This window comes from Thermococcus coalescens (assembly GCF_055392585.1).
Window position 1 is genome coordinate 1,433,783 of the sequence record NZ_AP043764.1, and the last position, 21,060, is coordinate 1,454,842.

The window sequence follows — 21,060 nt, forward strand, 5'->3', positions numbered from 1 at the left end:
CACCTCAGAATATTGCTTTTCCTGTGTTTTTGTTGAAGATGTGGGCCTTGCGCATGTCGAAGACGACGTCTATCTCCTGGCCTTCCTTCACTTTTGACTCTGACCTGAACGCTCCAAGGAAGGTTACTCCGCCAACGTGCAGGTGGACGATCTTCTCGCTTCCGAGGTTCTCGATAATGTCCACCATGGCTCTGACCATGTTCTCGCCCGGAATCTTCACTTGGGCGAACATTGCGTCGTAGAGGTCTTCCGGCCTTATGCCGAAGATTACTTCCTTTCCGACCAGGTTGGCTTCTTCAAGCACTTCAACTTGGTCGGGGAGGAGTTTGAGTTTGAAGTCGCCGAAGTCTGCGAAGCCGTCTTCCGTAATGCTTGCATCCATGAAGTTCATTGGTGGGCTTCCGATGAATCCCGCGACGAAAGTGTTGGCTGGTTTATCGTAAACTTCTTCTGGCGTGCCGACTTGTTGCAGGACGCCTGCGTTTATGACTGCGATCCTGTCGCCCATGGTCATGGCCTCAACCTGGTCGTGCGTCACGTAGATCGTAGTAACCCCGAGTTGTTTTTGGAGTTTTTTCAATTCCGCGCGCATCTTCACCCTCAGCTTGGCGTCCAGGTTGCTCAGCGGTTCGTCCATGAGGAAGACTTGGGGTTTTCTGACTATTGCTCTTCCGAGGGCGACTCTCTGCCTCTGGCCTCCGCTCAGCTCCCTGGGTTTTCTTTTGAGTAATTCGGTGAGGCCGAGCATCTCGGCGACTTCTCTTACTCTTTGGTCGATTTCTTGCTTGGAAACCTTCCTCAGCTTGAGCGGAAACGCTATGTTGTCGTAGACTGTCATGTGTGGGTAAAGCGCGTAGCTCTGGAAGACCATGGCGATGTCCCTGTCCTTTGGGGGGACGAATACCCCCTTCTCTGGGTCGGCGACGAGTCTGTCACCGATGTGGATTTGGCCTTTTGTGGGTTCTTCCAGTCCGGATATCATTCTGAGTGTGGTTGTTTTCCCGCAGCCGCTTGGCCCGAGGAGGATCATGAATTCACCGTCCTTGACTTCCAGGTTCATGTCCTTCACTGCCGTGAAGTCCCCAAACATCTTCCACACGTTGATGAGCTTCACTTCCGCCATGCTCTCACCTCAAAAAAGAAGGAAGGCGTCAGCGCCTCCTCCTGAGGAGGAGCGGTACTGCCGCGAGGGCCACTATGAGGGCCGGACCGCAGATTCCACCGCCTTCCTCAGGGGTGGTCGTCGTTGTGGTGGTCTCGCTCGGGCTCGTCGTTGATGGGGAGGTAGTGGTTGTTTCGCTGGGGCTGGAAGTGGTGGTAGTCTCGGTCGGAGTAGTGGTGGTTTCAGTTGGGGTCTCGGTCGGGGTCTGCCCCTCGCCGCCGGTTCCCTCAATGAGCGGTATCATGAGCACAGTCGCGAGTGTCTTCTTCTCAATGTCGTAGCTGCTCAGCTGCTCCTCCTGGGTCGGCTTGAAGCCCTCGGGAACGAGCTCGTCAACGACCCTCGGTGCGAGGTTGTCTATGACTGCCTGCGGGTCTGCCCCGCCAAGCTTCCACTGTTCCGCCTGAACGGCGACGGGCCTCCATTTGTCCGGACCGTAGCCGTCCTGGGAGCCAACGAGCACCGCCGTGTAGAGGCCGTAGTCGGAGATGCTCAGGTACTTCTTCGGAACCTTGACTATTATCGCGTTCTTGACCGGGTCAGCCGAAATCTGCATCTCTCCCTGGTAAACGGTTCCATCCGGGAGGACTATAAGGTTGCCGTAGTCCCAGCCGGCTATTCTCAGCGCGAGGTCCCACGGGTGGTTCGGGTCGAGCTGGACGTTGCTCCCCGGCCCGTCCGGGAACATCTTGATGGCGCTCGTGTTTCCGCCGTCCCTGAAGTCGAAGTAGGCCTCGATTATCTGCAGGCTGAAGCCGTTCGGCCCGTTCCACGGGTTGCCGCCGAGGTCCTTGAAGTAGAACTCCAGCGTCCAGTCGTCGCTTCCCTCGATCATCTTGAACTTGAGCAGGTCGAGGTGGCCCGGCACGAAGACCTTATCGGTGGCGTAGGTGTAGGTTCCGGGCCCGTGGTCGTCCCCCTCGGGGTCGTTCACGACTATGCCCTGCTTGAGGAGTGGCAGTGCCTTGACCGTGGCAAGCTTGACCTCGTTGGCGTCGTAGGAGCTGAGCTGCTCCTCCTGGGTCGGCTTGAAGCCCTCCGGTGCGAGCAGATCCATAACGCGTGGAGCAACGTTGTTTATCACCGCCTGCGGGTCTGCACCTCCGACCTTCCACTGCTCCGCTTCGACTGCGACGGGCCTCCACTTGTCCGGACCGTAGCCGTCCTGACTTCCCGTGAGGACGACCCCCCAGAGGCCGTAATCCTCGTTTATCTGGATGTACTTCTTCGGAACCTTGACTATTATCGCGTTCTTGACGGGATCGGCTGAGATCTGCATCTCGCCCTGGAGTGCAGTTCCGTTGGGCAGGACGATGAGGTTGCCATAGTCCCAGCCGGCTATCCTGAAGGCAACGTCCCACGGGTGGTCTGGGTCAAGGTTAACGTTGGCTCCCGGCCCGTCCGGGAACATCTTTATTGCGGAACTGTTGCCTCCGTCCTTGAAGTCGAGGTAGACCTCGATTATCTGCAGGCTGAAGCCGTTCGGCCCGTTCCACGGGTTCCCTCCAAGGTTCTTGAAGTAGAACTCCATGACGTAGCTGTCCGTCTGCTCAAGCATCCTGAAGCGGAGGAGGTCGAAGGCACCCTCAACGAAGACCTTGTCAGTTGGATAGGTGTAGGTTCCTGGCCCGTGGTCGTCCCCCTTGGGGTCGGTTATATCCACTATTGGGACTCCCTTGACCTCCGTCGGAAGTCTGAGCTCCACGGGGGCGCTTATCACCTCAAGGTTTCCGTTCTTGACAGTTGAGACCGCGAAGTAGAAGTCGTCGGGGGTCTCTATGTAGTCGAAGGGAACAACGACTTCGATTCCCTCGCCTGTCTCCTTGACGGTGGCCTCTCCGAGCTTCTCACTGTTCTCATAGTCGGTCGCCCCGTAGATTTCCGCCCTGCCGTTCCGGTAAACGATGTGCTTGGTTATCATCAGCCCGACGCTGTCCCTTGAGAACGGGAAGAGTGAGTACCTCAACTCGCTCGGCTTCTCCTGGAGGAGGGTGAAGGTGTTTCCTACCCTCTTGCCCTTCTCCCAGATGCTCACCTCGAACTCGTCAAGGTTGCCCCTAACAACGAAGTGCAGTCCGTCCCCATCGAAGTAAACGCTCACACCGCTTGATGTCGGGGACATGCTGGAGAAGTTCTTTATCTCTCCGTCCTTAAGCCCGACGAGGGCCCTGGTGGTGTATGGCTCACCGTCCGGGAAGTAGTTTCCGAAGAGGTAGCTCGGCGGCTCGGTTCCCGCCAGCTTGTATATCTCGTAGAGGTAGGTCTTCAGGTAGCGGTCGAAGGTGTAGTCCTGCCCGCTGTCCTGGTCGCTCCCGTACCACCAGAACCAGTCGCTCGCCTCGGCGCGGAGCAGGTACTCGTAGGCCTTCTCCCAGTCGGCCTGGTTCATCCTGTCCCTGTTCTCCATCAGGGTCTTTCTGGCCAGGTAGAGCCAGTACCAGCCGTAGTTCTCCTGGGGCTCGCCTATCCACGTGGAGAGGGTTCCGTCTATCCAGCTGCTCTCGGGCCACTGCATCTCTTCCCTGACGCCGGCCATGTCGTAGAGCTCGCCGAGGCTCTGGGCCTTGAGGAGGGCGTTGACGTTGTCGCCCGTAAGGTTCAGCCTCTCCATCATCTGAGGCGTGAGCTTGTTGGCCTTATCGCCGTAGAGCTTGATGTACTCGCTCGGCGTGAGGGTTCTTATAAGGCCCTGCTCCTGGAGCTCGGTCAGCTTCTTGTAGAGCTCGGTGAGGAAGAGCTTGCCGTCGTACGGGTAGTGCTCCCACGGGTTCTCGCCGTCAAGGGTCACCACGTAAACGAGACTGCCATCGTAGTTCTGCTTCTGGAGCTTGAGGAGCTCGTTGACGAAGTCCTCGACGGCCTGATACTGGTTCATTCCGCCGTAGGTGAAACCAACGCGGTCGCTGAGTGCATGGTCGCGCGGGAAGAGGTAGATCTTCTTTCCGTTGAACTCGGCCACCCAGGGCTTGTAGTAGTTCTCAACGGTTCCCTCTATCCCGAGCTTCTGGAGAACCATCTGGTCGGTCATGACCCACTGCCAGCCGTTGTCGGCGAGTATTTCGAGGGTCTTGTCGTTGAGGGCGCTCTCAGCCGCCCATCCGCCGAGGGGGACGGCGGTTCCGTTGCCCAGGTACTGCTTGTACAGCTCGTCCGCCTTCTTGACCTGGTCGTTGAAGTCGCTCTCCCAGCCGAAGTCGTTGAGTATCGGGCCTATCGGGTGGGCGTAGGGCACGACCGTGACTTCAACGTTGCCGTTTCCGAGGAGGAGGTTTATCTTCTCGTGCTCCTCGAAGGTGTGGTTGAGGAGCCACATCTGGGCGTCAAGGACGGTCTTGACGTCGTCCCTCGTGTAGCCTCCCTCGTCGACCTTGTCGTAGAGGGCCTTGAGCTCGGGATGGGTCATTATGTAGTTGTAGTCTATCCATGCGAGGTTGAAGAGCACGGCGAGGTCTATGTAGTCCTGCTCGGTGAACTCGTTTGTCACGGCAACCTTCTGCTCCTCGAGCGGTAAGTTCGCGTACTTGGCCTTGGCCTGCATCATCTTGTTCTTCAGCTCGGTGTAGCGGTCCCAGAAGTCCCTTATCGGGTTGCCGTTGGGGTCGGTTATCGGCTCACCGTTCCAGGGTATGGTGTGGTCGAAAAACCCTCCCGGTGCCTGGAGCATGAACCACTTCTCGTCGACCGTCAGGGGCTCTCCGTTGGCTATCTTCTCGGTGACTATCTGGTAGTTGTCCTTGGCACCGTTCATGTAGTCCGCCAGCTGGGCTATGAGGGAACCGGACAGGTCGATGGTGGCGTGAACCTCCGGGTACTGGCTGAGGTAGTATGCCATCTTCCAGTAGTTGTTAGCCGCGTGAAGCCTGACCCACGGCCTCGTGTATATCCCCTGGATCGGGTCGTAATAGTAGGGCTGGTGCTGGTGCCAGACTATTATCACGTTCAGCGGCTTCGGCTCCGCAGCTCCGACCGTTTTAGCGTTCGCTCCGACGATGCTTCCAAGCATCAAAATTGCAATAAAGAGGGCAATTACCCGTCTCATACTATCACCTCATTCCTTCAGGCCTCCGATCGTGAGGCCGCTCCTTATGTAGTTCTGGGCGAGCATGAACATTATGAACACCGGCAGGGCGAAGAGCAGAGCAGCGGCCCCGAAGTAGCTCCAGTCGATGCCCCTGCCGATGCCGCCCATTAGGAGGTATATCCACACGGAAAGCGGCTGGTTCTTCTCCGTCAGGAGGAGGTTTGCCAGGATGAATTCTGTCCAGCCTCCTATGAAGGCGAATATCGCAACGGTCGCTATTCCGGGCAGTGCCATCGGGAGGAGCACGTGCCGGATTATCTGGAGGTAGCTGGCGCCGTCGACCAGAGCCGCCTCGTCGAAGTCCGGGCTTATTGAGTCGATGTAGCCCTTCAGGAGCCACGTGTTGAAGGGCACACCGCCGGCGGCATAGATGAAGGACAGCACCGGCAGCTTGTCGTAGAGGCCGAGCTTGACGACCATACCGTAGAGCGCTATCAAGCCCGCTATTCCAAGACCCCCTGCCACCTGAGTGAACATCAGGTAGAAGTACAGCACGTGATCCCTGCCGAAGAACTTCATGCGCGAGAACGCATAGGCAGCTGGAACGACGAATATTAGGGTCAGCAGCACCGCCAGGCCGGCTATTATGAGGCTGTTCTTGAGGTAGCCGAAGAACACTGAATTAACGAACATGCCTATGTGGGTGAAGGCGACCTTTCCTGAGTTCCTGATCACGATGTAGTCCCTTCCGGTCGGCCCCTGGAGGAGTACCCCGGAGAATGAAGCCCCCCCAACCTCGCCGCTCGTGATTTCGAGGTTTCTGACGAGTCCAAAGCCAATGCTCCCGTCCTCGTTGACCTTGGTGAGGACGAACAGACCTCTGATGCTGCCTTTCAGCTGTCCCTGGACATTTCCGCCGGCCGAGACCTCAAAGACGGCATTCGACAGCGGTATTTCAAACGTGAGCCCAGTGAATGGCCCGTATTTCACCTTCCCGATGAGCTTGCCGTTGACAACGTAGAGCTTCCCGTCCTGGATGTGTGCGCTGCCCTCGATGGTTCCGGTGAAGTTCTCGCTTATCCTGCTGCCCTTGAATCCAAAGAGCACCTCCCTGTACGAGTCGAGGCTAACGTTCTGTGGTATGAGACTGAATTCGGTTGTCGCGAGGGTCGAACCTGGGGTTATTGAGACCACGAAGATGTAGTAGACCGGGAAGAGTATTATGAACATGACGAACACTGCCAGTGCCGTGAGCACGAGGCTCCTCAGAGCCTCACCCTTTCTCATGCCCCTCATCCTTTAGCACCCTCCTGGAGCCTGGTTATCCTAACGTTGACGTACATGTAGACCGCCAGCACGAGGGTCGCTATTATCATGACCGCCGCTGCCCTGCCGTAGTGGGGCGTCGCCCCGAAGGCCTTCCTGAAACCGTAGAGCAGTATGAATTTGTCCTCGAAGAGGCCCGCGTTGTAGATATAGGGCACCATGAAGTACTGGAAGCTGGCCGCGCTGGTTAGTATCGTGGCAAATGCTATCGGCTTTCCAACTATCGGAAGAACCACGTGCCTTATCCTCTGCCAGTAGCTGGCACCGTCTATTATCGCCGCCTCTACCAGCGTCTCGGGAACCGACTGGAGGGCGGCGGTTATGACCGTTATCATGAAGGGGTACGCCAGCCATACCTCGATGATGTTCAGGGCCAGAAAGCCCCAGAGCGGGTCGTTAATCCAGTTCGGGAGCGTTTGGACCCCCAGGGATTTTAGCATCTGGTTTATGGGGCCGAAAATCGGGTCGAACATAAACTTCCACACGGTGACGGAGAACAGGAGCGGAAGCGCCCAGGGTATTATCAAGAGCGAGCGGTAGACCATCTTCCCCTTAACGTACTTGCTGTTGTAGAGCAGGCTGAGGAAGATCCCTGCGAGGACTTTGAGGGTAACACTCGTCAGCACGAACAGCCACGTCCACAGGAACGCGCTCCTGAACTTTTCGTCGCTCAGTATCCACCTGAAGTTGTCAAGCCCCACGAAGGTCAGCTTGGGTGCCTGCGGCGCCTGAATCGGGAAGTTTCCGAGCTGTGCGTTGGTGAACGCCAGGTAGATGGAGTACACTATAGGCCACAGGTTGAAGAACAGGAACGCTGCTATTCCGGGGAGTATCAGAAACACGGCGATTGTTGTGGTCTTTTTCATCCCAATCCCTCCAAAAAGGTAGGAAAAGGGAAAAGGCTTCAGCCCCCGATGTTGTTCAGAATCTCCTGCTGGTACTTCTTGAGGATGGCAGGTATGTCGGCTGTGGCCGGGTCCTGGAGTATCTCGTTGATGGCCCCGTCAACGCCGCCCCAGACGGCTCCCATCTTCGGGCTCTTGGGCATCAGGTAGGCGTGCTGGACGGCTTGTCCGAAGCCGTAGATGACCGGGTCGTTCTTGATGTCCGGGTCGTTGAGCACCGGCGTGAGAACCGGGATGTAGCCGAGCTGGAGAGAGAGCTCCTTGATGACCTCCGGGCTGGTGGTGAACCACTTGACGAACTTCCAGGCGGCGTCCTTGTTCTTTATGCCTGCGGCGAAGTAGATGTCCTTAACTCCACCGTAGGGCCTCGGCCAGTACTCCTTGCCGTCCTTGGTTATGGGCGGAAGCGGGGCGACGCCGAAGTTGATTCCGGCGTCCTTAACGCTGGCTATGCTCCACGGACCGTTGACCATCATCGGGGCCCTTCCTTCGAGGAATATGCTCTGCTGGGTGTTGTAGTCCGCTGTGGGGGCCATGTACGGCCAGATGTTCTGGAAGAAGAACTCGAAGCCCTCTATCGTCTCGGGCTTGTCGAGACCGGGCATCTCGGTCTTGTCGTCGAAGTAGTAGCCTCCAAAGGCCTGTGCCCAGGCCGATATGAAGTAGGCGTTGACGGGATACGCTATTCCGTACTTCTCGTTGTTCGGGTCGTTGTACTTCTCCATTATGGCCTTCATCTCGTCGAAGCTCTTGGGCGGCTCGCTCACCATGTCCTTGTTGTAGATGATCGCAACGGTCTCGGCGGCAAATGGCATGGCGTAGAAGTGGCCCTTGTACTGCATGGCCTCCTGGGCCATCGGGGCGAACTGGTTGAGGATGTCGTCAGTAACGTAATCGTCAATGGGCTCAAGAAGTCCGGCATCCGCGAACTTTCCAATCCAGTCGTGGGCCCATATGAAGAGGTCCGGTCCCTGGCCGGCAGGAATGGCGGCCTTAAGGGCGTCCTCAAGGTTGGGCTTCTGCTCGAAGACTATCTCGACGTCGGGGCACATGGCCATGTACTCCTCGGCCAGGCTCTGGAAGACCTGGAGCTCGTTGGGCTGCATGGCGTGCCAGATGACTACCTTTCCGCTGCCGCACTCGGTTTCGGGCGGCGTTGTCGTGGTGGTCGTTTCGCTCGGTGTGGTTGTCGTCTCGCTGGGCGTTGAGGTGGTTTCGCTCGGGCTGCTCGTGGTAGTGGTGGTCGGGCTCTCCCCTCCAGGAGAAATACAGCCGCTGGCCACGACGCTCAAAACCAAAACTCCAACTAAAAGCAGGGCAAACAATCCCTTCTTCATATCCTTATCACCCGCTTGGATTTTGGGTGATATAGTATCATCGGCAGTGATATATATACCTTGCGCTTTCCTGTTCAACCCTGGGTGGATGGTCATGATGGGACTCCGATGAAGAGGTGGGTTCATCCCTTTAGCACTGTGAACGACCAGGGCGCCAGCACCACCTTTCCCTGCCCTTCTGGAAGGTACTTTCCGGGCACGTCGATGGTTTTTCTCTCTCCGGAATAGTTTATCCCGACGAGAATGCTCTCGTTACGGTGGATTCTCTCGTAGAGGAGCAGCCCGTCCCTGAAAGATAGGGGCCTGAACTCTCCCAGCTGGAGCGCCCCGCTCCCCCGTCTGAGTCTGACCAGTTCCTTGGTGGCCTCCAGCAGGTTGAGGTTCCACTCCTCCTCGCTCCACTTCATTGGAGTTCTTCCCGCGCTCAGGCCTTCACCTCCACCGTTGAGGCCAACCTCGTCTCCGTAGAATATCGAGGGAATCCCCTTGTACGTCATCAGAAACGCCAGCGCGCAGAGGTATTTCCTTTCATCCCCGACCAGATCGATGAAGCGCTCGGTGTCGTGGTTGTCGAGGAAGTTGTACATGGTGTACTCTGCTGGCCCATAATGGACACTCAGAAGCTCCAGGCCGTTGAGGAACTCCTGCGCGGTGATTTCGCCCTCCACGAAGAACCTCAGAATGAGCTCGTAGAGGGGGTAGTTCATGGTGCCGTGAAAGACGTCGAACAGCCAGAGCCTCGCGTCGTCCATGACTTCTCCGACCAGATACGCGCTCTCCGGCATCTCTTTCCTTACTTCCCGCCAGAAGTCAGGGGGAACGCCGTGGGCAACATCGAGACGCCAGCCGTCGGCGCTCCCAAGCCAGTACCCCATCACGTCCTTTATGAACCGTTTCACCTCGGGATTATCGTGGTTCAGCCTCGGCATCAGCCAGACGGAATAAAAGCTCTCGTAGTTTCTTTTCATCCCCTTAAGCGTTCTATATTTCTCCGGCCATGGCTCTTCGGATTTCAGGACTTCCATGAACTCTTCATGGACAACGGGGAATCCGGTGATCCTGTAGAAGTCCTTATACCTGCTCCTTTCGCCCTTCAGAATGACGTCCTGGAAGTAGGGGTGGAAGAAGCTCGTGTGGTGAAAGACTCCATCGAGGATCAGCCTTATGTCCCTCTCTCTGAGCTCCTCAACGAGCTTTCTGAAAACCCTCCAACCACCGAGTTTTCTGTCTATCCTGAAGTAGTCCGTAACGTCGTAGCGGTGGTACGTCATGGACTCGAATATTGGGGTGAGGTAGAGCGCGTTTACGCCGAGGCCCTCAACGTGGTCGAGCCTCTTTATTATTCCCGCCAGATCCCCACCGTGGAAATCCTCGCCCCTGAAGGCCTTCCCCCCAGGAGTACCTGGCAGGCCTTTCTCGAACCGGTCGGGCATTATCTGGTAGAACACCCTCCCGAAGATCCAGTCAGGGGTCTCAGGCCTGTAGGGTTCGGCATCAAACGGACCGTATTCGATGGTCTTCCCTCCAGATTCTACGAGGAAGGAGTACTCAACCGGCCCATCGCCGGGAAGGACTGCCTCGAAGTACTCGAAGAGTTCATCGTGGGCCTTTGGCCTCATCTCGACTTCCCTGTTTCCGGCCCTTAGGACGACCTTTGAGGTCTTTCCCCTGAGTGAGCGGAAGATCACGTGGGTTCTCCCGGCGAGGGAGTAGAGGTAGGTGGCGCTCGGCCTGTGGAAGAACTCGCCTTCCCCGATTATTCTCGCCACGCTAACTTTCCTCTCAAACTTGTACGATAACCTCCTGTAGGTTTTGCCCTCCGGGTTTTCAGGGTCGGGCAGAAACTCCCCCTCCACCGAAAAGCCGTAGTGCCAGATCCCCTCGGGGAGCTCCAGCCTTATGCTCCACCTTTCTCCCTTCGGCCTCATTCGAAAGCTGCCTTCGTTGAAGGCGTTGAAGCTTCCAAGGAGGTAGGCATAGCTCCCTTTCCCTGGTATCGAGAACTCCACCTCGGCGACCCTGCCGAATTTTTCATTGGGATTGAACCCGAAAATTTTATACACCTTCCCCACCCAAGTATCACTACTGATGAATAAACTATTGCGAGTGAAACTTAAAAGTTTGGAGGTCTCGGCATGAAGGAAGAGGAAATTATTGATAAGCTTCAGAAGCTTGGCCTCACCAAGTACGAGAGCCTTGCCTACATAACCCTCCTCAAGCTCGGCCCCAGCAAGGCCACGGACATAACCAAGGAGAGTGGAATCCCCCACACCAGGGTTTACGACGTTCTGAGCTCTCTCCACAGGAAGGGGTTTGTCGACGTTATGCACGGGTCTCCAAGGCTCTACAAGCCCGTCAACCCCGAGGTGGTGCTTGAGAAGATAAAGGAGGACTTCATAGAGGACATTGAAAACCTAAAGGCCGCTTTCCTCGACCTCTACCGCGAGGTTCACGGGGAAGACCTGCCCGAGATCTGGACGATTCAGGGGTTCGACAACACTGTCGAGCGCGCCGAGTACGTCATAAGAACGGCCAAGCACGAGGTTCTCATCAACACACCCTTTGAGTTTCTCAATCTTCTCAAGGGCGAGATACGCGCAAGGAAGGACATAATCTTCGTCATCATAAGCAACTTCGAGGAGATACCCGACTGGCTGAAGAGGGACAACATAATCCTTGCCAGAACCGGCGGCGCCCCCTGGCTGATGGCCAGCTGGATAATCGGCGACCTCAACTACGCCCTCTTCTTCGGTGCCCTGCCCAAGGACAGGCGGAAGGAGAAGTTCTATTCCTTCTGGGCAAAGAGCCCCAAGATAATCCAGAACTACATGCACTGGTTCTATACGATATACCTCGACAACAGCGAGATCATTAAGGCCCTTGATTACGGCTCCCTTTCCAAGCCACTGTCCCTCGTCAACATAAGAACGCTGATCACGGTGCTCAAAATGGCGGGGATGCCGAGAAAAGCGGAAATAGTTGGCAGGATGATAGACACCAAAGAGAAGGTAACGCTCGACGGCACCATAGTGGACTACGAATACACACCGCTGACGGCTAACATAACGTTCAGGTACAACGGAAACGAGCTTAAAGTCGGGGGTATAGGCAGCTACTTCGAGGACGTTGAGGGGGAGAAGTTCATCCTCCTTGAGTGAGACCGTCCTTTCTTTTCAATTCGCTGAACCCCTTAGTAGAGGAGGTGGTGCCAATGAAGGTTCTGGTCATAGGGTTCGAGTACCTGCCCGTAAAGGTGGGTGGCCTCGCCGAGGCGATAACGAGTATAGCGGAGGGGCTGAGCGAGCTCGGAAACGAGGTCGTCGTTTTCACCCCTGACCACGGGAAAAACCTCGGCGAAGTCGTCGGTTCCTTTGAGGTCTCGGCATTCGGGGAGTCGGTTCCTATAATCGTTAGGAAAAGGGAGCAGAACGGGGTGGTTGTATACTCCCTTGGCGGGGGGCTCCTCAGCGAGCCCGATGTTTACGGCCCGAATTGGGAGGGTCTGCTCAGGAAGACTGTCCTCTTCGGGAAGGCCAGTGTGGGGCTCATGAACGAGCTGATCGACGCCTTCACCCCGGATGTAATCCACGCCCACGACTGGCACACCGTCTTTGCCCTTGGCCTTCTAAAGAAGTACTTCGGCATAAGGAGTGTTTTCACGGTTCACAGGCTCAACAAGGCCAAGATTCCGGGGCACTACTTCCACGACGCAAACCTCGGGGAACTCGCACCGTACCCCGATATAGACCCCGAGCACACCGCCGGGTACATAGCGGACGCCGTAACGACCGTCAGCAGGAGCTATCTATGGGAGGAATGGGGGTTCTTCAAGCACTTCGAGGGCAAAGTTACGCACGTCTTCAACGGTATAGACTGCTCCTTCTGGAACGAGGAGCTCATGGAGACGAAGGATCTCCCCAGGGCGGAGCGGCGGAGGCTCGTTCTGGAGCGCTTTGGCCTGAGCGATGGGAAGGCTTTCATGTTCATAGGGCGCTTTGACAAGGCCCAGAAGGGAGTTGACACCCTCCTAAGGGCCATAGAGGTTCTCTCTGCGGATCCGGCCTTCAAGGAGATGAGGTTCGTCATAATCGGTAAGGGTCACCCGGAGCTTGAGGCCTGGGCCAGAGCCGTTCAAAACCGCTTCCCTGAGAACGTCAGGGTGATTACCGAGCTCCTCAGCAGGGAGACCGTCAGGGAGCTCTACGGCTCGGTGGACTTCGTGATAATCCCCTCGTACTTCGAGCCCTTCGGGCTGGTGCAGCTTGAGGCCATGTGCCTCGGGGCGATACCCATAGGCAGTTCGGTCGGGGGGATAAAGGACACCATAATAGACCTCAACTCCGATCCGGAAAACGCCACAGGACTGCTCGTTCCCCCGAGGGACGCTTTCGCGTTGGCGAGGGCCATGGTGTTCGCCAAGGAGCTGGATGATTCGACCCTGAGAAAGCTCAGGGAGAACGGGAAGAAGAGGGCGAGGAAAGACTTCACGTGGGAGAACGCCTGCAGGAGATACATGAGGGTTTACGAAGGGGCCGTTGACAAGGCCGTTCCGTTCCTCCACTAGCGCCAGCCGTACTCGGCCAGGAATTTCTTTTTCAGCCTTTTTATCGTCCCGGAAACACCTAGGGTCCTGAATATTGCCCTTGACCCATTTATATGTGTAACAAGCGTCAGGGCAAAGCGGAGCTCCTCCACGTGCTTCCTGTCGACCCTGACTATCCCGGTCTGGCTCTTTTCGTCGAACTTTATGAACCAGGGCTTCACCCTCGCCGAGCCGAGGGTTCCCAGCGTCGAGAGGCTCGCCTCCCATATGGCCCTCTTTATCTCGTCCTTCTTAAACGGCCTCTCCCCGATCACCTGAAAGGCTATGTAGCGGTGCTTATCCCTAAGTGTCGGCGGCAGGTACTTCGGCTTCTCCCTCATAGGCATCTGCACAACTTTGCCCGCCAACCTTTTTAAGCCCTCCCCCGCGTTTAGGGTTAGCGAGGTGAGTCGATGGTTCGGGAGACGCCTTACTTTTCCTACGCCGTGGGAGAGCTTCCCCGGGGCTGCCAGCTCTGTGTCAGGGGTGAGAAGCTCGTCCTCTTCACAACCGGGGCCTGCCCGAGGAACTGCTTCTACTGCCCGCTTAGCGAGACGCGGAGGGGGGACGTTGTCTACGCCAACGAGAGACCGGTGAGAAGGCCTGATGACGTCAGTGAGGAGGCCCTCCTGATGGAGGCGAAGGGTGCCGGCGTTACCGGCGGAGACCCGCTGGCGAGGCTCGACAGGACGGTTGAGTATATCCGCTCCCTGAAGGAGGCCTTTGGCGAGGACTTTCACGTCCACCTCTACACCACCGGCGCCCTGGCGACCAAGAAGAACCTCGAAAAGCTCTACGATGCCGGTCTGGACGAGATACGCTTCCACCCCGACCTGTTCAACCCGGACTCTAAGCTCTTCAAAGTCGAAATCGAGAACATAAAGAACGCCTTCGACTTCGACTGGGACATCGGCGGCGAGATTCCATCGATTCCGGGGCAGTTCGAGAGAATGAAGTGGTACGCGGAGTTTCTCGATGACCTTGGGGCTAAGTTCCTCGACGTGAACGAGCTTGAGTTCAGCGAGACGAACCTGAGGGCGATTCTCGACAGGGGGTACAGGCCGATAAGCGATGAGAGCGCCGCCATAAAGGGTTCCCTTGAGCTGGGCCTGAAGCTCCTTGAATGGGGCGAGGAGAACACCTCGCTGAGCTACCACCTGTGCACGGCCAGGCTAAAGGATGCGGTCCAGCTCAAGAACAGGCTGAGGAGGATGGCAAGAAACGTCGCTAAGCCCTACATGGAGATCACCGAGGAGGGGACGCTCCGCTTTGGAATAGCCGAGTATGAGAACCTCGACGAGCTCTACAGCTTTCTTGTGGAAGAAGCTGAAGTTCCCGAGGAGTGGCTTTACATCAACCGCGGGAGGGGCAGGATAGAGATGCCGGAGGAGGTCGCAGTTGAGCTCGCCGACGCGATTGAGGGCGACGTTAAGTTCTTTATCGTGGAGGAGTATCCCACCTGGGACAGGCTTGAGGTGGAGAGGATTCCACTGCCGTGAGCTTTTACTACCCAGCTTATGGGGGCGTAAGTAACTTACGGGGGCATAGGTTAGTCCAAGAGGACAGCCTTCGTGAGGAGATCGGTCAACCGGTAGGTTTCGTCCTCTTCAGTGATCCATCCCATCTTCTTCAGGTTTTTGAGGAGCTCGTAGAGCCTTGGCTCCGGGGTTCTCACGCCCCTGACTTCCAGATAGTCCCTCATGAGGCTCCACCTGTTGTACCCAAGTGCGATTGCCCTGAGTATCTCAACGTAGCGGGGCGTTCTCCTTTCAAGCTCTCTAAGCTCCCCCAGAATTAATCCCCTGGCCGTTTCGAGTGTCCTCTCCAGGGCCTTTTCAAAGTTTCCGCTCCTTAGGTACTCAACTCCAAAGAGCACAAGCCAGCCCGGAATACCGTCGAGGGTCTCGACGGCGCGGTCTATGGCATCTTCCGGGACGTCAACACCGGCCTCATCAAACCCCGCTCTTAGGAACTCCTTTGAAACCCTGGGAGTGAAGGGCTCAACGTAAACCTCTCCCGCAATCCTTCCGTAGAGTGGACTCTCGTAATCATTTATCCCCAGGAAATCATGGAGGAGGCCGACCTCGGAGCCGGTGAGGATAATCCTGATGTTTGGGAGGGAGTCGTATGCGTGGGCGAAGAGTGCAAGGAGTTCCTTCCCGCCTCTGGAGCCGTAAAAACGGAGGTACTGAGCCTCATCGAAGGCTATAATGAACTTCCCCCTTTCTTCCCCGACTCCGTTGAGTTCCCTGAAAATATCCCTCAGCGATGTTTCTCTGGGCTCCGCCTTGAGGAACTTCGGGTCAAGGGAGACCTTAAACTTTGAGAATATTTTCTGCAGAAGGCTTCCCTTTGACTGGAGCTCCCTGATGAGGCCTTCCTTTGTGATATGGCCGCTCTCCGCGTAGAGCTCCCTGCAGTCGATCAGTATCCCCGGGTTCTCGTTGAGATAAGCCCTGAGAATCGAGCTTTTGCCGACCCTCCTTATCCCGAGAATGAGCGTCATCGGATACGTCTCAATGCTTTTTTCAAGCTCTTCAAATTCCCTCTCCCTGTCGAAGATGTCTTCCCGCCTCTGCTTGGGCCTGAGGTCGAACAGCACTTACGCCACCGTAAGTAACTTACTGGGGCATAAGTTATAAGGGTTTCGAAAGGTTTATCTATTTCGTGCATGCATGCACTTATAGGTGGTGCCCTTGGGCAAAACGATAACCATAGCCGATGACGTCTATTACGAGCTCGTAAAGATGAAGGGCAAGAAGAGCTTTTCAGAACTCCTCAGGGAGCTGATAGGCAAGAAAAAGAAGGGGAATCTCGACGTGCTCATGATTGCCTTTGGAACAATGAGTGAGGAAGAGGCCAGGGAGTTCGAGAAGGAGATGAAGGAGGTTGAAGAATGGTTCAACTCCTGGACACCAGCGTCGTGATTGAACTGTTCAAGGGGAACGTGAAGGTTTCCACTCAACTTCCACCCGATGGGGAGTATGCTCTTCCATCCATAGTTCTCTTCGAGCTCCTCTGCGGTAGGCTTAAACCCAGGCAGAGAATTGTCCTTGAAAAGATGCCAGTTGTAAACTTTGACAGGGCAAGCGCGGAAGTTGCGGGGGAGATATTCAAAGATTTGGTCTCAAAGGGGCAGAGACCTCCGACGAAAGATTTGCTCATTGCTGCAACGGCGATAGCCCACAATTCTGTCCTCTTCACCTGCGATAACGGATTCGAGCGCTTCAAAGAATACGGGCTGAAGGTGAAGGTGCTGGAAAAATGAGTACCGATGAGTGGTACGAGCAGAGAAAGCGGAAGCTCAAGGAGATGTACTGGGGGAAGGAGAGAAACCCTTTCCTACCGAGCGGCTTTAGAGAGTATCCTCAAGAGATTTACGACTTCTTTCTGAGCTTCATAAACCGCCCCGGAAAAGTCATTGATCTCGGCTGTGGAAACGGGCTCCTTCTGAGGCATCTCGTCGAGAACTCAAGTCATGAGCTAATCCCCTACGGTGTGGACTTCATAGAGGAATCTATAGAGCATGCAAAGCGAGAGGTTCTGCCCGAATTCGCGGAAAACTTTGAAGTGGCCAATGTCAGGGACTACGTCAGGAGGATGCCCGACGAGTACTTCGACTTCATATTCTTCGATCCCTACAGCGTCCACCCCGCCGACCTTCCTGAGGTGGTTAACCACGTCATCAGGGCCTGCCGGCCCAGGGGAAGGGTGATATTTTACACCTACCGGGATGTTCTACGGGTTTTACGTATACTACACCTCATCAAACTACGATGGGTGAGCTGGGTGGGCGATCTCCTGCCGAAGGAGGTTAGGCAAAATCTGAGAAGGTTCGAGCATCCGGAGGTTTCAGTTGGACTGTTCGAAAGGGAGTGGAAGAGGGCCGGGTGACAGTAACCTCAGCCCTAAACCTTCTCAATCCCTATCTTCGCCTGAACCTCCGGCCACTCGACGACGTAGCCCTTGGCGTCACCGAAGATTACCTCCGTTGCCCTCGTCTCCCTCATGATGTAGTCTATGTTTTCGCTGAGCAGCTCGCGGTTCTCGTCGGTGGTCTCTATGGTGACGACTATTCTGTCGTTGACGTCGAGGTCGAGCCTCTTGCGCATCTCTTGTATCCTCCTGACGAACTCCCTGGCGAGGCCTTCCGCCAGAAGCTCCCTCGTAAGGGTCTTGTCGATGAAGACCCTTCCGCCCTCGAACTCCTCGGCAACGAAGAAGTCAGGCAACCTCTCCTCGATCGTCAGGTGCTCCCTCGTGAGGTGGAAGGTCTTTCCTTCGAGCTCGACGTCCATCTCACCCCTCTCGTAGAGCTCCCTGCCGTGCTCGCTTATCCACGCTATCACGAGCCTCGCGTCACCCTTGAACTCCGGACCAACTCTGGCGAAGTTCGGCTTTATGACAAGCTCGCGCTCGACCCTGCCGACGACGACCTCCTTGGCGTTGAGCTGGTCGCGGAGTATTCTGTTGAGTCTCTCGACGGCGCTCTTGACCGTCTCGTCCTCGGTCTCGACGATTATCCTCCTGACGGGGTAGCGGAGCTTTATCCTGGCCCTCTGCCTGGCACTTGAGCCGGCCTCTACAATTCTCCTGACGTACTCCATCTCCCTCTCAAGCTCCTCGTCCCTCGCCCCTTCCTCGACCTCCGGCCAGTCGAGCATGTGGACGCTCTCCACCCCGACGAACGGCCTGAGCATGTTCTGGTATATCTCCTCGGCTATGTAGGGCGTGAAGGGCGCCATGAGCCTCAGCAGGACGTCAAAGACCTTCCAGACCGTGTAATAAGCGGCAAGCTTGTCCGGGTCGTCGCCCTCGACCCACATGCGCTTCCTGATGAGCCTCACGTACCACCTGCTGAGGTCCTCGACCACGAAGTGGTATATTGCCCTGGTGGCCCTCGTGAGCCTGAAGGTCTCTACCCCCTCGGTGACCTCTTTGATCAGGCCGTTGACCCTGCTGAGTATCCAGCGATCCTCCTCCCTGAAGGGAAGCTCCTCCGGCTTGAGCTTCGTCGGGTCGAAGTTATCCAGGCTCATATATGTGGCTGAGAGGACGTAGACGTTCCAGAGTATGTTGAGCATGCGCTTGACCTGTGCCAGTCCCTTCCAGCTGAAGCGGAGGTTCTCCCACGGGTTCGTTGCCCAGAGCATGTAGAACCTGAATGGGTCTCTGCCTTCCTTCTGGACGACCTCCTCGGGCCTTATGATGTTGCCGAGGCTCTTGCTCATCTTGTCGCCCTTCTCGTCGAGGACGTAGCCGTGCATGGCGACCTTCCTGTATGGGACGGTGTCGAAGGCTATAACGCTGGCAGCCTGCTGGGAGTAGAACCACTTGGTGACCTGGTCTTCTCCCTCAACTATGAAATCAGCGGGCCAGAGCTTCTCGAAGAGCTCCTTGTTCCTTGGGTAGTCGAGGGAAGCCCAGCTGGCTATTCCGCTGTCGAACCACACATCCACGACGTCCTTGACGCGCCTCATCTCCTTGCCGTTGACTTTGATGACAAACGCATCCACGTAGGGCCTGTGCAGGTCCTCCGGGCCGAGCTTCCCCTCTATGACCTTCAACTTTTCGTTGTAGTCCTCCGGGAGTTCAACGCGCTCGCCGTTGAGCTCTATTGCCACGCTCTTTTCGACCAGCTCCCTGAAGGATCCGACGACGTATATCTCGCCGTCCTCGGCCTGCCATATCGGGAGGGGTATGCCCCAGTAGCGCTGCCTGCTTATGACCCAGTCGCCGCTGTTCATGACGCCGTTGTCGTAGCGCACTTTGACCCAGTCCGGGTACCAGGTGACCTTCTCGTCGTTCTCCTTGATGATCCTGTCCTTGACCTTGCTGACCTTGAGGAACCACTGGTCTGTGGCGCGGAATATGAGCGGGGTCTTACAGCGCCAGCAGTGCGGGTACTTGTGCTCTATAGTCCCGGCCTTCACGAGGTAGCCCTTGGCTCTGAGGTGCTCTATTATCTCCTTGTCGGCGTCCTTGACGTAGGTTCCCTTCCAGTAGCCCTCGGTATAGCGTCCCTCGTCGTCGACCGGGCTGTAGACCGGCAGGCCGTACCCCCTGCCTATCTCGAAGTCCTCCTCACCGTGGCCCGGCGCCGTGTGAACCAGACCGGTGCCCTCTCCGAGGGTCACGTGCTCTCCGAGGATTACGCGGTGCGCCCACTCGTACCTCTCGCGGAACTCCTTTTGGGCTGGATACTCGTCCATGAGCACGTGGATGTATCTAACTCCCTCAAGCTCCTCTCCCCTGAACTCCTCGACTATCTCGCCCCTGACGCCGACCTCGCTCAGAACCCTCTCCACGAGGGCCTTCGCTATTACCCAGTACTCCTCTCCAGAGTCTGTCTCGACCCTGACCTTGGCGTAGTCGTACTCCGGATGAACGGTGACGGCGAGGTTGGCCGGGAGGGTCCAGGGCGTGGTCGTCCAGATGAGGATGTACTCATTCTCCCTGCCCTCTATCGGGAACTTGACGTATATGCTCGGATCCTCCCTTATCTTGTACTCGCCGCGAACTTCGTGCTCTGCCAGGGCGGTCTCACAGCGCGGGCACCAGTGGAGGACGCGCTTGTCCTTCTCCAGAAGCCCCTTCTCCCAGGCCTTTTTAAGCGTGAACCAGCCTGATTCGATGTACTCGTTCTTTATGGTCATGTAAGGGCTGTCCCAGTCCATCCAGACGCCGAGCATCTTGAACTGCTCGGTCATTATCCTGAGGTTGTTGAGGGCGAACTCCTTGCACTTCCTTATGAACTCGTCAACGCCTATTTCCGTCTCTATGTCCTTCTTGGTCTTCAGCCCGAGGGCCTGCTCGACCTTGACCTCTATCGGGAGGCCGTGCATGTCGAAGCCCGGCTGTCTGCGCACGTCGTAGCCCTGCATGGTCCTGAACCTTATCACCATGTCCTTGATTATCTTGTTCCACGCCGTTCCGAGGTGTATTGCACCGCTGACGTAGGGCGGCCCGTCGAGGAAGTAGTACTTCGGGCCCTTTGCCCTGCTTTCCTTCACCTTCTCATAGGTGTCCTTCTCCTTCCAAAAGCGCTCGATCTTTTCCTCAAGCTTCCCTGGGTTGTACTCCCTAAACTCCGGTTCCTTTATCATGCCAAAACCCTCCAGAAATGATCTTTAGGATGGACTACCCCAGAACAGGGGGACTCAGGCCGCGAAACGGGCGAAGCGAAGGATAAAACACTCCCCCCTCATGGGCATCGGGGCAAAATTGGGAACTCCCCTTATAAGGTTTTTGGATAGAAATCCCGTGGGATATGGGGCTGTGCCCTCCCCGACCGACCCCAGGTCACTTCTCCCAGGGGCGTGAGGGGGAGGGCGATTGAAGTTAGGGTGATGATGATTTAAACCTGACGCTCCTCCTCGGGCTCGCCCTTCCTTCTGCTCTCGTTCTTTATGACCTGGATCACGTAGTCTATGAACTTCCTGACCTCTTCAAGCTCCTCCTCGGGTATGTCCTGGATTTTCCTGTTTTTGCTTTTATACGTCAGTAGCTTCAGGAGGGCAAGCCTCCCGAGTGCCGTTCTGGTGCCTATCTCCCCCTCCTTCCAGTCGTGCCATATGGCGTTGGCTATGCCGTAGAACTCCGGGATGCTGTCGAGCCCGGGGTCGCCGACGTCTATGACCTCCTTTCCGAGGTACTTGTAGCGTCTCTCCTTATCCTCCTTCGAGAACTCCTTGGTCCTCTCCTTGATGTACGCGTGCACCATGGCC

General features: G+C 56.5%; 16 protein-coding genes. 6 read left to right on the forward strand and 10 right to left on the reverse strand.

Annotated elements, in window-relative coordinates:
- Window positions 1–4 precede the first annotated feature (4 nt).
- The 6 genes from ACZ5M3_RS07965 to ACZ5M3_RS07990 form a co-directional block, all read right to left on the reverse strand.
- Window positions 5–1,123, reverse strand: coding sequence for an ABC transporter ATP-binding protein (locus ACZ5M3_RS07965; RefSeq protein ID WP_464839128.1), 1,119 nt, complete (start codon window positions 1,121–1,123; stop codon window positions 5–7).
- Window positions 1,124–1,151: 28 nt separating this feature from the next.
- The gene (locus ACZ5M3_RS07970) at window positions 1,152–5,201 is read right to left on the reverse strand and encodes a glucodextranase DOMON-like domain-containing protein (RefSeq protein WP_464839129.1); all 4,050 of its coding nucleotides are present in this window, start codon (window positions 5,199–5,201) and stop codon (window positions 1,152–1,154) included.
- 9 nt (window positions 5,202–5,210) lie between these two features.
- Window positions 5,211–6,479, reverse strand: coding sequence for an ABC transporter permease subunit (locus tag ACZ5M3_RS07975; RefSeq protein WP_464839130.1), 1,269 nt, complete (start codon window positions 6,477–6,479; stop codon window positions 5,211–5,213).
- Window positions 6,476–7,375: a carbohydrate ABC transporter permease gene (locus ACZ5M3_RS07980; protein WP_464839131.1), complete on the reverse strand. Its 900-nt coding sequence runs from the start codon at window positions 7,373–7,375 to the stop codon at window positions 6,476–6,478. Before ACZ5M3_RS07980 ends, ACZ5M3_RS07975 begins: the two co-directional genes overlap by 4 nt.
- Before the next feature lie 38 nt (window positions 7,376–7,413).
- A complete protein-coding gene (locus ACZ5M3_RS07985) occupies window positions 7,414–8,751 on the reverse strand; it encodes an extracellular solute-binding protein (RefSeq protein WP_464839132.1) in 1,338 nt (445 codons plus the stop codon).
- A gap of 122 nt (window positions 8,752–8,873) precedes the next feature.
- Window positions 8,874–10,814: a glycoside hydrolase family 13 protein gene (locus ACZ5M3_RS07990; RefSeq protein ID WP_464839133.1), complete on the reverse strand. Its 1,941-nt coding sequence runs from the start codon at window positions 10,812–10,814 to the stop codon at window positions 8,874–8,876.
- Between the two features lie 72 nt (window positions 10,815–10,886).
- On the opposite strand from ACZ5M3_RS07990, the gene trmBL1 reads away from it, so the two are divergent.
- Both trmBL1 and ACZ5M3_RS08000 read left to right on the forward strand, forming a co-directional pair.
- On the forward strand, window positions 10,887–11,909 hold the full coding sequence (trmBL1, locus tag ACZ5M3_RS07995) for an HTH-type sugar sensing transcriptional regulator TrmBL1 (RefSeq protein ID WP_464839134.1): 1,023 nt from the start codon (window positions 10,887–10,889) through the stop codon (window positions 11,907–11,909).
- A gap of 53 nt (window positions 11,910–11,962) precedes the next feature.
- A complete protein-coding gene (locus ACZ5M3_RS08000) occupies window positions 11,963–13,315 on the forward strand; it encodes a glycogen/starch synthase (protein ID WP_464840833.1) in 1,353 nt (450 codons plus the stop codon).
- Here ACZ5M3_RS08000 and ACZ5M3_RS08005 read toward each other — a convergent pair.
- Window positions 13,312–13,674, reverse strand: coding sequence for a ribonuclease P protein component 2 (locus ACZ5M3_RS08005; protein ID WP_464840834.1), 363 nt, complete (start codon window positions 13,672–13,674; stop codon window positions 13,312–13,314). The genes ACZ5M3_RS08000 and ACZ5M3_RS08005 overlap by 4 nt on opposite strands.
- Window positions 13,675–13,746: 72 nt before the next feature.
- On the opposite strand from ACZ5M3_RS08005, the gene ACZ5M3_RS08010 reads away from it, so the two are divergent.
- Window positions 13,747–14,832, forward strand: coding sequence for a radical SAM protein (locus ACZ5M3_RS08010; protein WP_464839135.1), 1,086 nt, complete (start codon window positions 13,747–13,749; stop codon window positions 14,830–14,832).
- A gap of 50 nt (window positions 14,833–14,882) precedes the next feature.
- On the opposite strand, the gene ACZ5M3_RS08015 is transcribed toward ACZ5M3_RS08010, so the two are convergent.
- Window positions 14,883–15,935 carry an AAA family ATPase gene (locus ACZ5M3_RS08015; RefSeq protein ID WP_464839136.1) on the reverse strand — a complete coding sequence of 351 codons (1,053 nt, stop codon included), beginning with the start codon at window positions 15,933–15,935 and terminating at the stop codon, window positions 14,883–14,885.
- A 94-nt stretch (window positions 15,936–16,029) separates the two neighbouring features.
- Between ACZ5M3_RS08015 and ACZ5M3_RS08020 the strand changes: the two genes are divergently transcribed.
- The 3 genes from ACZ5M3_RS08020 to ACZ5M3_RS08030 are packed head-to-tail and all read left to right on the forward strand — an operon-like array spanning window position 16,030 to window position 17,227.
- Window positions 16,030–16,260, forward strand: coding sequence for an antitoxin VapB family protein (locus ACZ5M3_RS08020; RefSeq protein WP_464840835.1), 231 nt, complete (start codon window positions 16,030–16,032; stop codon window positions 16,258–16,260).
- Window positions 16,230–16,601, forward strand: a complete 372-nt coding sequence (locus tag ACZ5M3_RS08025) for a type II toxin-antitoxin system VapC family toxin (RefSeq protein ID WP_464839137.1) — start codon at window positions 16,230–16,232, stop codon at window positions 16,599–16,601. Before ACZ5M3_RS08020 ends, ACZ5M3_RS08025 begins: the two co-directional genes overlap by 31 nt.
- On the forward strand, window positions 16,598–17,227 hold the full coding sequence (locus tag ACZ5M3_RS08030) for a class I SAM-dependent methyltransferase (RefSeq protein WP_464839138.1): 630 nt from the start codon (window positions 16,598–16,600) through the stop codon (window positions 17,225–17,227). The genes ACZ5M3_RS08025 and ACZ5M3_RS08030 overlap by 4 nt, the downstream gene beginning before the upstream one ends.
- Before the next feature lie 14 nt (window positions 17,228–17,241).
- On the opposite strand, the gene ileS is transcribed toward ACZ5M3_RS08030, so the two are convergent.
- On the reverse strand, window positions 17,242–20,439 hold the full coding sequence (gene ileS / locus ACZ5M3_RS08035; RefSeq protein ID WP_464839139.1) for an isoleucine--tRNA ligase: 3,198 nt from the start codon (window positions 20,437–20,439) through the stop codon (window positions 17,242–17,244).
- Between the two features lie 251 nt (window positions 20,440–20,690).
- On the reverse strand, window positions 20,691–21,056 hold the full coding sequence (locus ACZ5M3_RS08040) for a hypothetical protein (RefSeq protein ID WP_464839140.1): 366 nt from the start codon (window positions 21,054–21,056) through the stop codon (window positions 20,691–20,693).
- Between the last annotated feature and the right edge of the window lie 4 nt (window positions 21,057–21,060).